Genomic DNA, 12,956 nt, shown 5'->3' with positions numbered 1-12,956 from the left:
GGTTAACCGTCCTATCCACCAGAATCTGTTTCGATGCTAAGAAGACTGATGTCCTTTATGCCTGGGAAAGGCCAAAAAAAACAACCACCCACCTACCAACGCCAGGTCATTCCCCGCGACCAGCATACCGTCTCTCGTTCGCTGATCAGCGATAACGCCAAGAAGGTACTTAGCCGGCTGAATGGCGCGGGCTTCGAAGCCTACATGGTAGGCGGCGGCGTTCGGGATATCCTGCTCGACGGGCGGCCCAAGGATTTCGATGTGGCGACCAATGCCACACCGGAAGAAGTGCGCGACCTGTTCCGCAACTCGCGCCTGATCGGTCGCCGCTTCCGCATCGTGCACGTCCTGTTTGGCCGCGAGGTCATTGAGGTCACCACCTTCCGCGGCAATACCGCCGAAGCGGACGAGGACTCCGAGGACGATCGTCGCGCAAGCGAACACGGCCTACTCCTGCGGGACAATGTCTACGGCACCATGGAAGAGGATGCCCTACGTCGCGACTTCACCGTCAACGCGCTCTACTATAACCTGCAGGATTTCAGCGTCATCGACTTCACCGGCGGGGTGGACGATCTACGTGCCCGTCGACTGACGATGATCGGCGACGCCGAAACCCGCTACCGTGAAGACCCGGTGCGCATGCTGCGGGCGATCCGTTTTGCCGCCAAGCTCGACTTCGACCTGGCACCGGATACCGCCGCTCCGATCCGCGAACTGGCACCCTTGCTGACACACGTGCCAGCGGCACGCCTGTTCGACGAGGTGCTCAAGCTGTTCTGTGCCGGATTCGGCGCCACAACCTACGACCTTTTACAGGAATATCATCTATTTGCGGCGCTATTCCCCGCGACTGCGGCCGCACTGGAGCAGGGCGAGTCCGACGAGGTAATCCGACAGGCGCTGGAAAACACCGACCAGCGCATCCGCCAAGGCAAGTCGGTAACCCCTTATTTCCTGTATGCCGCGCTAATGTGGCCAGCCCTTCAAGCCGAATGGAAACGCCGCCAGAACGCTGGTGAACCGGTCCAGCCCGCTCTGCACCAGTCCATTGCCCAGGTGATTGGCCAGCAGGTCCAGGCCACCGCCATCCCCCGCCGTTTCTCAGGCCCGATGAAGGAGATCTGGGAACTGCAGATGCGCCTGCCCCGTCGCAACGGCAAGCGCGCTTTCGTCACCCTGGAGCATCCGCGTTTCCGCGCCGCCTATGATTTCCTGCTAGTACGCGAAGCGGCCGGTGAAGATACTGAAGACCTCGGCCCATGGTGGACCGATTTCCAGCAGGCGGACGAAAAGGGACGGGAGAAGATGCTCAACGAGCTCGGCCCCACCGGCCCCCGCAACCGGCGCCGCAAGCGCCGTAAGAAGCCGCAACCGAAGGCATAGGCCATGACCGGGACGGACGTCTACATCGGACTGGGCAGCAACCTGGCCGACCCGCTGAGTCAGCTGGCCCGTGCGGTCGGCGCGCTGGCCAACTTACCGAAGACGCACCTGGTGGCCCAATCGCCATTCTATGCCAGTAGCCCCGTAGGCCCCCAGGACCAACCCGATTTCATCAACGGTGCGGTCCAGCTCGTTACCGAACTTTCGGCTCTCGAACTACTCGATGCGCTCCAGACTATCGAACAGGGCCATCACCGCGAACGTATCCGCCGCTGGGGACCACGTACGCTGGACCTCGATATCCTGATCTACGGCGACAGCGTGATCGAAAGCGAACGGCTGACCGTACCCCACCGGGAACTACCCAACCGCGACTTTGTGCTCCAACCGTTGCTGGACCTCAATCCGGACCTAAAACTTCCGGATGGGACGACAATCGCTCACCTGCGGGACCAGTGTCCAGACAACAACTTACGTCGCCTTCATCCTGCGCCGGGCAGCCTTGCCTCGCCAGGGTACGAAGATTAACCTTAGGGAAGCTCTGATAGGGAACCTCTAACCTAAATCTATTGGCGATTCTGGCTCGGGACCTGCTTCCCTACCCAATGCCTCTTCCATAATCCACCCACAAGGCAAGGATTCTATGGCAGTTACCATCAATACCCTGCGCGAACGCAAGCAGAACAACGAAACCTTTTCCGTACTTACTGCATACGATGCAACTTTTGCGCAACGGGTCAGTGAAGCCGGCGTCGATGTTATCCTGATCGGCGATTCGCTGGGCATGGTCCTGCAGGGCCATGACAGCACTCTGCCGGTCTCCATGAACGACATGTGCTACCACACCCGCGCTGTGGCCAATGGCAACAAGGGCGCCCTGATCATGGCGGACATGCCATTCATGAGCTACGGCTCGACGGATGCGGCGCTAAAGAACGCTGCCAAGCTAATGCGGGCCGGGGCCCAGATGGTGAAGCTCGAAGGCACTGACTGGATGGAAGATACCATCAAGGCGCTGAGCGACCGCGGCGTACCGGTTTGCGCCCATCTTGGACTGACGCCGCAATTCGTCAACAAGTTCGGCGGCTATAAAGTCCAGGGTCGCGGCGACGCCCAGGCCGAAGCCATGGTCAAGCACGCCCGCCTACTCGAGGCAGCCGGCGCCGATATGATCCTGCTGGAATGCGTACCGTCCGAACTGGGCAAGCGCATCACCGAAGCCGTCAGCGCACCGGTCATTGGTATCGGCGCAGGCCCGGATACTGACGGCCAGGTGCTGGTCCTGCACGACATGCTGGGTGTTACACCTGGCCGTCGTCCACGTTTCGTCAAGAATTTCATGGAAGAGGCAGGCTCGGTCCAGGGCGCGCTGGAAGCCTACGTGGCCGCCGTCCGTGAACGCCGCTTCCCGTCAGAAGAGCACACGTTCAAGGCATGAGAACCGTCCATACCATTCGCGAACTCCGCGCTCTGATCAGCAGCCATCGCCAGCACGGGCATCGGGTTGGCCTGGTGCCAACCATGGGTAACCTTCACGAAGGCCACATTTCCCTGGTGGAAAAAGCACTGCTGCAAGCGGATGTCGTTGTCACCAGCATCTTCGTCAATCCGATGCAGTTCGGCGCCGGCGAGGACCTGGAGAGCTATCCCCGCACGCTGCGTGAGGACCAGCAAAAGCTGGAAGCGGCCGGGAACCACATTGTCTTTGCGCCACCGGTGGAGGAGGTCTATCCCCACGGCCTGGTGGAACAGACCCAGGTCACCGTGCCGGTCGTCAGCGAAGGCCATTGCGGTGCCAGCCGACCCGGTCATTTCGATGGCGTTTCCACGGTCGTCACCATGTTGTTCAATATGGTCCAGCCCGACGTGGCAATCTTCGGCGAGAAGGATTTCCAGCAGCTGGCGGTCATCCGCAAGATGGCCAGCGACCTGTTCATGCCCATCGAAATCGTCGGCGCGCCCACCATGCGCGACGAGGATGGCCTGGCCCGAAGCTCGCGCAATGGCTACCTCACCGAGAGCGAGCGCCTGATCGCGCCGACGCTCTACAAAACGCTGCAACAGACCGCCGCTAATATCCAGAACGGTCAGAGCAACTTCGCCGAACTGGAAAAGGAAGCCAACGAAACCCTTAGCAAGGCCGGCTTCCGCCCCGACTACGTCAATATTGCCAACAGCGTGACCCTGAAACCGGCCAGGCCCGGCGACGGCGAAATCACCATCCTCGCGGCGGCGTTTCTGGGCAAGACTCGTTTGATCGACAATCTATCCATTCACCGAGACAGCTAATCGTCCACGATAACGCATACCTGCCAGGGAGAGGTCCCCGAAATGAGCCAGCCAGGACTTACCGAAAAGCCGGAATGGAAAGCCCTCATCGACCACCAGGCCAGCTTGAGCGGCACCCATATGCGGGACCTGTTCGAACAGGACCCAGGGCGCTTTGAACATTTCTTCGCAAACGCCGCCGGCATTTCGCTGGATTACTCCAAGAACCTGCTGACCCGGGAGACCATGCCGCACCTGATGGCCCTGGCCCGCGCCTGCGAGATACCGGAACAAATCCAGGCCATGTTTCGCGGCGACAACATCAACACCAGCGAGAAACGCCCGGCCTTACATGTAGCGCTGCGCAACCTGGGCGACGACCCGATTACCGTCGAGGGTACGGATATCATGCCCGAAGTGCGCTCCACCCTCGGACGCATGGAAGAGTTCGTCTGGCGTATCCGTAGTACCCAATGGCGCGGCTTTACCAACAAGCCATTCACTGACGTGGTCAGTATCGGCATCGGCGGCTCCTTCCTTGGCCCCAAGCTGGTTTCCGCGGCTCTGAAGCCGTACTGGCATGGTCGGCTAAACTGCCATTACGTAGCTAACATAGACGGCAGCCATATCACCGAGGTGCTACGGCACATCAACCCGGAAACCACCCTGTTCCTGATCCAGTCCAAGTCGTTCCGCACCCAGGAAACCCTGGAGAACACCAAGGTGGCCCGGGAGTGGTTCCTGCACAATGGCGGGGACGAGGCGCTCATTTCCAAGCATTTCGTAGCGGTGACCGCCAACGAGAAGGAGGCGATTGATTTCGGAATCGCCGAGGAAAACATCTTCCCCATGTGGGACTGGGTCGGCGGACGCTACTCCCTCTGGTCCGCCATTGGCCTGCCGACGGCGCTGACCATCGGCATGGAGAATTTCCGCTCCCTGCTGTCGGGGGCGAATGCCATGGACCAGCATTTCCGCGAGGCACCGCTGGAAGAGAACCTGCCGGTGATCATGGCGCTGCTGGGCATCTGGTATGGCAACTTCTGGGGCGCCGACGCCCACGCGATCTTGCCTTACGACCATTACCTGCGCGGCCTGCCCGCTCATCTGCAGCAACTGGACATGGAAAGTAACGGCAAATGCGTGACCCGCGCCGGTCAACCGGTCAATTATGACACTGGCCCGATCATCTGGGGTGGCGCAGGCGCTAATGGCCAGCATGCCTACCACCAATTGCTGCATCAGGGCACGCGCATGTCGCCGGCGGATTTTATTATTCCGCTACGCACACACAACCCGGTGGGCAGCCACCATGCCATCCTGTTCGCCAACTGCCTGAGCCAAACCCAGGCCCTGATGCGCGGCAAGAGCCTGGACGAAGCCCGGGCCGAGCTGCGCGACCAGGGCCTGGACGCCGACGCCATCGAAACCCTGGCGCCGCACAAGGTCATCCCCGGTAACAAACCCACCAACACCATCCTGTTCGAGCGCAGTACGCCGCGCACGGTCGGCGCCCTGGTCGCGCTCTACGAGCATAAGACATTCGTACAGGGCGCGATCTGGGACGTGGATTCGTTCGATCAGTGGGGTGTGGAGCTGGGCAAGCAGTTAGGTACCGACATTCTCGACCGCCTACTCAAATCCGGTAATGGCAAGAAGACGGACAGCTCAACGGATGGGCTTATCGATCTGTTCCGCCGCAAGCACCGGGACGACGCCTGAAGAGTGGAAACTGGGGCACCATCGGTGCCTCAGAAGCTGAAGCTTCTGCTACATACTCGAGTTAGACGCAAAATGTAGCCGACGCTTCAGCTTCGGAGCAGCCCGCAGGGCTGCTTTTTTTGGGGCAAACGTTATACACCCAGTTTTACTCCCGAAACCTCAGAGCCGCGAAAAATAGAGGTTGAGGCAGCGTCAGGCAGGACGCGGAGAAATCGGCCGCCCCTGCCACTTGAAAGGCACGGCCCAGAGCTTCTGGCCGCGCTCGTAGGCCCGCCAGAGGGATCGATAAGTCTCGCCCTCCTCGGGATGCAGTTCTTCAGGTGCAATTTCTGCTAAAGGCTGCAGCACGAAGGCGTTGGTCAGGATCTCGCTGCGCGGTAATTCCACGCCATCGATCACCCCAACCCGGTCATCGTACGTCAGGATATCCAGGTCCAGCGTCCGCGCGCTAAACTTGGGTACGTCGCGGCGCCGGCCGTTTTCGCCCTCCAACGCCTTAAGGAAGCGGGACAGCGTGGCAATGGACTCTTCGGTACGGATACCGACGACCAGATTGTAAAAATTCTCACCATCGAAGCCGACCGCTTCACTTTCGTAGACCGACGAGACATCCAAATGGCCGTAGTGCTCTGCCAGTGCATTGAGCGCTGCCAGGATGTGACGCTCGCGCTCGATGTTGCTGCCGATGCTGATGTAGACCGTAGCGGCGTGGGACACTCAAATACCTCGTTCGATTCGGACGCCGACGTTACGTGCCCCTGGAACCGCACCGGGCTTACGCAGGGTCAGTCGTAGCCACTCGACCTCAAATTCATTCTGGATCATGGCTGCAATGGCTTCGGCAGCCTTTTCGAGCAGGCGCGGCTGATGTTCGGCGAACCATCGTCGCACGGCATCGCTGACCGCCGCATAGTCCAGCGCATCACCAACATCGTCGCTGAGCCCCGGCATCCGGTTGTTCCATTTCATCTCGAGGTCGATTTCCAGGCGCTGCTGCACGTCCCGTTCCCAGTCATAGTCACCGATAACGGTTTCTACAGTCAGCCCTTCGATGAAGACGGTATCTGTCACACGTACTCCCGAGCGATCTAAACCTGTATCCAGGGCGCCAACCCGTTCTGGGCGGCCCCGGAAATCCAGCGAAAACTCTTAAAACTTGCGGCCTGCATCCAATTCACCTTAACGTGACACAGGACGTATCCCCACTTCGCATCCAGGCAGCGATTGTTCCCCTGCCTGACCGTATGGGGATGCGATTCTCGCACAAACCACCGGTAGGCGTCTCTGCCCATGCCTGATTCTGCGCTAACGATACTGGCCTGCTTTGTCGCCTATCTACTGGGCTCTATCCTGTTTGCGCCTCTGGTCAGCCGGTTCTGGGGACTCCCCGACCCTCGCGCCCTGGGCTCTGGCAACCCCGGCGCCACCAATGTCTATCGCGCGGGAGGCTGGGCTCCGGCCGCTGCAACTCTTGCTCTGGATGCCCTCAAAGGCGCCGCCGCCGTTTGGATCGGCCAAACACTGTCACTGGGCCCCATGGCCATGGCTATTGTCGCGCTCTGCGCCGTCACCGGCCACATGCTGCCTCTGTTTGCCCGCTTCCAGGGCGGCAAGGGCGTCGCTACGGCATTTGGTACCGGTCTGGCACTCGCGCCGCTGACCACCCTGCTGCTGGCCGCCATCTGGGCGCTGGTCATGAAACGCTGGCATATCTCGTCCATGGCTTCGATCAGCGCGGCCGTAGCGGGACCGATCATCTGCGTATTCCTCGAGCCCGAGGCACTTCCGCTGTTTGGCCTGCTGACCCTGCTGATCCTGGTGCGTCACCGTGACAACCTGATCCGTCTGGCCCAACGCCGAGAGCATCGGCTATAACCGCTGAAGGTCAGAGCTTCAAACCATCCACACACTGCGCTTCCAGCGGCGGCAAGGTATCCATCGGCCAACGGGGCACGGCAATGATCCGGTCCCCGTCACGCTGGCCCGCCATCAATCGCTGACAGCCTGCATAGGCGATCATCGCGCCATTATCGGTGCAGAATTCCGGCCGGGCGTAGAAAACTTCCGCTCTAAGACGCTTTACCATTGTTTCCAAACCGTGGCGCAGGCGCTTATTGGCGCTGACGCCGCCCGCCACCACCAGCCGTTTGCAGCCGGATGCTTCCAACGCCCGCCGACACTTGATCGTCAGCGTTTCCACCACCGCAGTTTCGAAGGCCAGCGCAATGTCTGCCCTGACCTGATCATCCAATGCGCCCGCCGCCTTAGCATCGTTGATGGTATTGAGGGTGTAGGTCTTAAGACCACTAAAACTGAAATCAAGCCCCGGCCGATCGGTCATGGGACGGGGGAAGGTATAGCACCCCTCCCGCCCCTGTTCGGCAAGCTTGGCAACACGCGGCCCACCTGGATAATCCAGCCCGAGCATCTTGGCGGTCTTGTCGAAAGCTTCACCGGCAGCATCATCCACCGACTCGCCCAGCAACGCATACTGGCCGATACCATCGACCCGCACCAGTTGTGTGTGGCCACCGGAGACCAGCAGCGCAACAAAGGGAAATGCTGGCGGCTGATCTTCCAGCATCGGTGCCAGCAGATGGCCTTCCATGTGATGCACCCCCAGTACCGGAATATCCAGCGCCAGCGCCAGTGCATGCGCTACAGAACCGCCCACCATCAGCGCACCGATCAGGCCGGGGCCAGCGGTATAGGCAACGGCATCGAGGTCCTGGCGCGAACACCCGGCCTCTGCCAGCACCTCGTCGCATAGGGGTAGCAGCTTGCGCACGTGGTCGCGGGAAGCCAGTTCCGGCACCACACCGCCGTAGTCGGCATGCATGTCGATCTGACTGAACAGCGCGTGGGCTAGCAGGCCGCGCTCACTGTCATAGAGGGCAACGCCGGTTTCGTCGCAGGAGGTTTCAATGCCAAGCACCAGCATAGTCGTTTCACCGTCTTTGGGAGGTTAGCCGGGCGACCCGGACCCGATTCTCGATTCATACAAGACCCCGGATTTTAACATGCCAGGCGAATGGAGACGGCAGGAGAAATCCTTATCGCCCGATACTGCAGACTTGAAAAGGTGACAACGACCACCACCTCTGGTCACGAGGAATTGAGCGCTTTACAACCAGCCAGATAAGACGCTATCATTGCCGCCCTTAAATCTGCGCTGGTCGAGTTTTAGACAATTTCGCAGTGATCCGCGTGGGAACAAACGCATCAGCGCCAAGCGTTGGGCGGCACGCCCGCGAGAGGAACTGAATACTTAATCCGAACGATTCAAAGGTAGGTGATTTTCGAATGCCAGCTGTCAAAGTGAAAGAGAATGAGCCATTCGACGTAGCGCTGCGTCGCTTCAAGCGGTCTTGCGAAAAGGCCGGCATTCTGTCTGAAGTGCGTCGTCGCGAGCACTACGAGAAGCCGACTGCTGTTCGTAAGCGCAAAGCTGCAGCTGCCGTCAAGCGCCATCTCAAGAAGCTTCAGCGGGAACAGCGCAAGTTCGAGCGTCTGTACTGAGTTACAGCCTGCTCTGACTGCAGCTATTTCGTCCCGCCGCTGAACTGCGGTTCTTGAGCGGGATGCGAGCATCCAATGCCGCCGAGGCCTGGCTTCGGCGGCATTTTTTGGCTTGTGGATGCCCTTTTCGCACCAGTGTCTTTACGTGTTGACCTAGCTCATCCGGCAACCCGGCGACCTGGCGCATTTGGTCTAATCTCTAGTAGCCGGGCCGGCTGGCCCGACTTGTAGTTCAATGCCGGAGATGCCATGAGCGGTCTGATCCCCCAACGCTTTATCGAAGAGCTCCTTGACCGGGTCGACCTGGCAGAGCTGATCGGAAGCCGGATCACACTGAAGAAGGCCGGTGGGAACTACAAGGCACGCTGCCCGTTCCACGACGAAAAGACACCTTCATTCAACGTCCGTCCCGACAAGGGCTTTTACCATTGTTTCGGCTGCGGCGCCCACGGCGACGCCATCAGCTTTGTCCGCGAATTCGACAACCTGGGATTCACCGAAGCGGTGGAGGAACTGGCGCGCCGCGCCGGACTCGAAGTGCCTTATGACCAGGCTGCCCGGCAGGAAATGCAGCAGGCCCGTACACTGACAGACGCTCTGGAGTTTGCCAACGGCTTCTACCAGGACGCGCTGCAGCAGCCGGGCGCAGCACTGGCCCGCGACTACCTGCGTCAACGGGGACTCGATGCAGCGACGATCGAGCAGTACCAGATCGGTTACGCACCAGGTGACGGCCAGGCCCTTCATCAGGCGGCCGACAATAGCCTGCAAAAGCCGTTGATCGAAACCGGCACGGTTTCAGACAAATATGGTCGCCCACGGGACCTGTTCCGCAACCGGATCATGTTCCCGATCCGTAATACCCGCGGCAAGACGATCGCCTTCGGCGGCCGCACGCTGGGTGACGACAAGGCAAAGTACATTAATTCGCCTGAGTCCGATGTGTTCCACAAGAGCCGCGAGATCTACGGTCTGTTCGAGGCACAGCGGGCGCTGAGACGCCTCGACCGCCTGCTGGTGGTCGAAGGCTACATGGACGTAATCGCCCTGGCCCAGCACGGCATCCACGAAGCGGTGGCCACCCTGGGCACGGCGACCAACCAGGACAGCCTGCAGGCACTGCTGCGCCACGTGCGACACGTCGTCTTCTGCTTTGACGGCGACAATGCCGGCTTCCGCGCAGCGGACCGGGCCATGGAGAATGCACTGGAACTGATGGCCGATGGCCTGCATCTGCAGTTCCTGATGCTGCCGCAAGGCGAAGATCCGGACACGCTGGTCCGCAAGGAAGGCCCTGACGCCTTCCGCAAGCGCATCGAAGGCGCGGCGCCGTTATCGCGCTTCCTGTTCGATCGCCAGAGCGAGGGCCTGGACCTGAACCTGCCCGAGCACCGCGGCGAATTACGGGCCCGGACCGAGCCAATGCTCAACCGGATGCCGCGCAGCACCCTGCGAGATGCCATGTGGCACGAAATGCTCCGCCTGTGCGGGCGCCGGGAATGGCAAGGTAAGCGCGAAGGCGGCAAGGATTTCAGGCGCTTCAAGGGGTCGGAACGGATCAGCGAAGAACCCGTCGAAGTGCGGCTTAGCAAGGACAGCAGCCTGAGCCTGGCAGTCATCGAAGCGCCGGAACTGGCCGAGGAAGTGCTGGAAGCCGCCCGTCGTGACCGCAGCCTTCGTCAGGCGGCATCGTTGGCCAACTGGGTTCGCGAATCCGGCCTGAAGCGACATGGCGAAGTGATTGAGGCATTAGCCTTTGACAGCCGGGCGCGCGCCCGGTTTTTCCATCTGTTCGATGGCATTGAACACGTCCCGGAACGGGAAAATATCCTGGCTTCCGCCAGGGAACTGCTGACGCCGAACCAGGAAGGAGTTCGCCAGCAGACAATTACAGCGCTCATGAAGCGTATGGCTACAGGCCAATCAACCGCAGAGGAACTGCAGGAGCTTATTCGCCTACAGCGAGGTGAAGGATGAACCTTCCTCGGAATGCCTGATCCAAAGGCATTGCGGAGGTTACTTACGGAGGGTTCTCTTGAAACAGGGACAGCACGCCACAACCTACAGTTTGTGGCAGAGCAATTGAGCGACAGCTATAATAGCTGTTTATCTTTTCATCTTTTTAAAAGCGAGTCCATAGGGTGTCTATGTCAGGCAATTCGCAGAAGTCACGTTTGAAAGACCTCATCGCCCGAGGCAAAGAACAAGGGTACCTGACCTACGCCGAAGTCAACGACCACTTGCCTGAGGATATAGCGGATCCGGATCAGGTGGAAGACATCATCCGGATGATTAACGATATGGGCATCCAGGTCGCTGAAGAAGCGCCCGACGCCGATACCCTGCTCATGACCGATGGCGACGCCACCGCCGACGAGGCCGCCGCCGCCGAAGCTGCCGCAGCCCTCGCCGCCGTGGAAACAGACGCCGGCCGTACCACTGACCCGGTGCGCATGTACATGCGCGAAATGGGCACTGTCGAGCTCCTCACCCGCGAAGGCGAAATCGTTATCGCCAAGCGCATCGAGGAAGGTATCCGCGACGTGATGGCCGCAATTGCCCACTTCCCCGGCACTACCGGCACCGTCATCCAGGCTTATGAGCGCATCGTCGAGAACGAAGGTCGCCTGAGTGACATCGTTACCGGCTTTCTCGATCCGGACGACGCCGAACCGTTCATGCCGGAAGACACTTCGTCAACGTCGAGCAGCAGCAACGACTCTGACGACGACTCCGATTCGGATGACGATGACGACGACAACAACTCCGATGAAGACACCGATAACGGCCCGGATCCGGAAGAGACCCGACTGCGTTTCGAGCTGCTGAAAGAAAAGCTTGAAATCGCCAACAAGGCTCTCGAGAAGCATGGCCGTGACGACCAGCGCACTCAAGATGCACTGAACGATCTGGGGCAGGTTTTCGCACCGTTCAAGCTGGCCAACAAGGCGTTCGACGAGCTGGTTAACGTGATCCGCTCCACCAACGAGGCCGTTCGCGAGAACGAGCGCGCGATCATGACGATCTGCGTGCGTGAGTCTGGCATGCCGCGAAAGGATTTCATCAAATCTTTCCCGGGTAACGAGACCAATCTCGATTGGGCGCCGAAGCTGGCCGGCAACAAAAAGGCCTACGGCGAGAAGGTAGCCGAGCGTCTGGACGAAGTCGTGCGCATGCAAAAGCGCATCCTCAACATACAGACCGATGTCGACCTGACCGTTGCCGAGATCAAGGAAATCAATCGCCGCGTCTCCATCGGCGAAGCCAAGGCCCGTCGCGCCAAGAAAGAGATGGTTGAGGCCAACCTGCGCCTGGTCATCTCCATCGCCAAGAAGTACACCAACCGCGGCCTGCAGTTCCTGGACCTGATCCAGGAGGGCAACATCGGTCTGATGAAGGCGGTGGACAAGTTCGAATACCGCCGCGGTTATAAGTTCTCGACTTACGCGACATGGTGGATTCGTCAGGCGATCACCCGCTCGATCGCGGACCAGGCACGGACTATACGTATCCCGGTTCATATGATCGAGACCATCAACAAGCTCAACCGGATTTCCCGCCAGATGCTGCAGGAAATGGGCCGCGAGCCGACGCCGGAAGAGCTGGGCGAGCGCATGGAGATGCCGGAAGACAAGATTCGCAAGGTGCTGAAGATCGCGAAAGAGCCGATCTCCATGGAAACACCGATTGGCGACGACGAAGACTCGCATCTGGGCGACTTCATCGAGGACATCCAGGCGCTCTCGCCAGTGGATTCTGCCACTGCCGAAGGCCTGCGCGAAGCGACGCGCTCCGTCCTGGCCGGCCTGACCGCGCGGGAGTCCAAGGTGCTGCGTATGCGCTTCGGCATCGAGATGAACACAGACCACACGCTGGAAGAAGTCGGCAAGCAGTTCGACGTCACCCGCGAGCGTATTCGTCAGATCGAAGCCAAGGCCCTGCGCAAGCTGCGTCATCCTTCACGCTCAGACCACCTCCGCGGCTTTATCGACGACCACAACTCCTGATAAAGCCGGTAGCGGGCGCCTACCCTGATGGGTATAATGGCGCCCGCTTTTTAC

Annotated in this window: 12 protein-coding genes; 9 read left to right on the top strand and 3 right to left on the bottom strand. The window is 60.0% G+C overall.

The window, feature by feature from the left end; translation table 11 throughout:
- Positions 1-57 precede the first annotated feature (57 nt).
- The 5 genes from pcnB (at position 58) to pgi (ending at position 5,376) form a co-directional block, all read left to right on the top strand.
- Positions 58-1,386 carry a polynucleotide adenylyltransferase PcnB gene (gene pcnB, locus RE428_RS04015; RefSeq protein ID WP_115840263.1) on the top strand — a complete coding sequence of 443 codons (1,329 nt, stop codon included), beginning with the start codon at positions 58-60 and terminating at the stop codon, positions 1,384-1,386.
- Positions 1,387-1,389: 3 nt separating this feature from the next.
- A complete protein-coding gene (gene folK / locus RE428_RS04010; protein ID WP_004578859.1) occupies positions 1,390-1,914 on the top strand; it encodes a 2-amino-4-hydroxy-6-hydroxymethyldihydropteridine diphosphokinase in 525 nt (174 codons plus the stop codon).
- 115 nt (positions 1,915-2,029) lie between these two features.
- On the top strand, positions 2,030-2,824 hold the full coding sequence (gene panB / locus RE428_RS04005; protein WP_004578860.1) for a 3-methyl-2-oxobutanoate hydroxymethyltransferase: 795 nt from the start codon (positions 2,030-2,032) through the stop codon (positions 2,822-2,824).
- Positions 2,821-3,675 carry a pantoate--beta-alanine ligase gene (panC, locus tag RE428_RS04000; RefSeq protein ID WP_004578861.1) on the top strand — a complete coding sequence of 285 codons (855 nt, stop codon included), beginning with the start codon at positions 2,821-2,823 and terminating at the stop codon, positions 3,673-3,675. Before panB ends, panC begins: the two co-directional genes overlap by 4 nt.
- 42 nt (positions 3,676-3,717) lie before the next feature.
- Positions 3,718-5,376, top strand: coding sequence for a glucose-6-phosphate isomerase (gene pgi / locus RE428_RS03995; protein WP_004578862.1), 1,659 nt, complete (start codon positions 3,718-3,720; stop codon positions 5,374-5,376).
- Positions 5,377-5,568: 192 nt separating this feature from the next.
- Here pgi and folK (RE428_RS03990) read toward each other — a convergent pair whose 3' ends face one another.
- Positions 5,569-6,093: a 2-amino-4-hydroxy-6-hydroxymethyldihydropteridine diphosphokinase gene (folK, locus tag RE428_RS03990; RefSeq protein ID WP_004578863.1), complete on the bottom strand. Its 525-nt coding sequence runs from the start codon at positions 6,091-6,093 to the stop codon at positions 5,569-5,571.
- On the bottom strand, positions 6,094-6,447 hold the full coding sequence (folB, locus tag RE428_RS03985) for a dihydroneopterin aldolase (RefSeq protein WP_004578864.1): 354 nt from the start codon (positions 6,445-6,447) through the stop codon (positions 6,094-6,096).
- Between the two features lie 219 nt (positions 6,448-6,666).
- Between folB and plsY the strand changes: the two genes are divergently transcribed.
- On the top strand, positions 6,667-7,251 hold the full coding sequence (gene plsY / locus RE428_RS03980; RefSeq protein ID WP_004578866.1) for a glycerol-3-phosphate 1-O-acyltransferase PlsY: 585 nt from the start codon (positions 6,667-6,669) through the stop codon (positions 7,249-7,251).
- A 10-nt stretch (positions 7,252-7,261) separates the two neighbouring features.
- Here the strand turns inward: plsY and tsaD are convergent, their stop codons facing one another.
- Positions 7,262-8,317 (bottom strand): tRNA (adenosine(37)-N6)-threonylcarbamoyltransferase complex transferase subunit TsaD, encoded by a 1,056-nt coding sequence (tsaD, locus tag RE428_RS03975; RefSeq protein WP_004578867.1) that lies wholly within the window; start codon positions 8,315-8,317, stop codon positions 7,262-7,264.
- Between the two features lie 362 nt (positions 8,318-8,679).
- Here tsaD and rpsU point away from each other — a divergent pair, with 362 nt between their 5' ends.
- The 3 genes from rpsU to rpoD all read left to right on the top strand — a co-directional run bounded on the left by rpsU (position 8,680) and on the right by rpoD (position 12,902).
- Entirely contained in the window at positions 8,680-8,895 is a 216-nt protein-coding gene (rpsU, locus tag RE428_RS03970) for a 30S ribosomal protein S21 (RefSeq protein ID WP_004578868.1), read from the top strand.
- Between the two features lie 249 nt (positions 8,896-9,144).
- Entirely contained in the window at positions 9,145-10,872 is a 1,728-nt protein-coding gene (gene dnaG / locus RE428_RS03965; RefSeq protein WP_004578869.1) for a DNA primase, read from the top strand.
- Positions 10,873-11,042: 170 nt separating this feature from the next.
- On the top strand, positions 11,043-12,902 hold the full coding sequence (gene rpoD / locus RE428_RS03960) for an RNA polymerase sigma factor RpoD (RefSeq protein WP_004578870.1): 1,860 nt from the start codon (positions 11,043-11,045) through the stop codon (positions 12,900-12,902).
- Positions 12,903-12,956 lie beyond the last annotated feature (54 nt).

It is taken from the genome of Marinobacter nanhaiticus D15-8W (assembly GCF_036511935.1).
GTDB lineage: Bacteria > Pseudomonadota > Gammaproteobacteria > Pseudomonadales > Oleiphilaceae > Marinobacter_A > Marinobacter_A nanhaiticus.
This window is presented reverse-complemented; position numbering and strand designations above follow the sequence as displayed.

Excerpts from the sequence above, each read along its gene's own strand:
- pcnB (WP_115840263.1), top strand. The coding sequence starts at position 58 with ATGCCTGGGAAAGGCCAAAAAAAACAACCACCCACCTACCAACGCCAG.
- folK (WP_004578859.1), top strand. The coding sequence starts at position 1,390 with ATGACCGGGACGGACGTCTACATCGGACTGGGCAGCAACCTGGCCGAC.
- panB (WP_004578860.1), top strand. The coding sequence starts at position 2,030 with ATGGCAGTTACCATCAATACCCTGCGCGAACGCAAGCAGAACAACGAA.
- panC (WP_004578861.1), top strand. The coding sequence starts at position 2,821 with ATGAGAACCGTCCATACCATTCGCGAACTCCGCGCTCTGATCAGCAGC.
- pgi (WP_004578862.1), top strand. The coding sequence starts at position 3,718 with ATGAGCCAGCCAGGACTTACCGAAAAGCCGGAATGGAAAGCCCTCATC.
- plsY (WP_004578866.1), top strand. The coding sequence starts at position 6,667 with ATGCCTGATTCTGCGCTAACGATACTGGCCTGCTTTGTCGCCTATCTA.
- tsaD (WP_004578867.1), bottom strand. The coding sequence starts at position 8,317 with ATGCTGGTGCTTGGCATTGAAACCTCCTGCGACGAAACCGGCGTTGCC.
- rpsU (WP_004578868.1), top strand. The coding sequence starts at position 8,680 with ATGCCAGCTGTCAAAGTGAAAGAGAATGAGCCATTCGACGTAGCGCTG.
- dnaG (WP_004578869.1), top strand. The coding sequence starts at position 9,145 with ATGAGCGGTCTGATCCCCCAACGCTTTATCGAAGAGCTCCTTGACCGG.
- rpoD (WP_004578870.1), top strand. The coding sequence starts at position 11,043 with ATGTCAGGCAATTCGCAGAAGTCACGTTTGAAAGACCTCATCGCCCGA.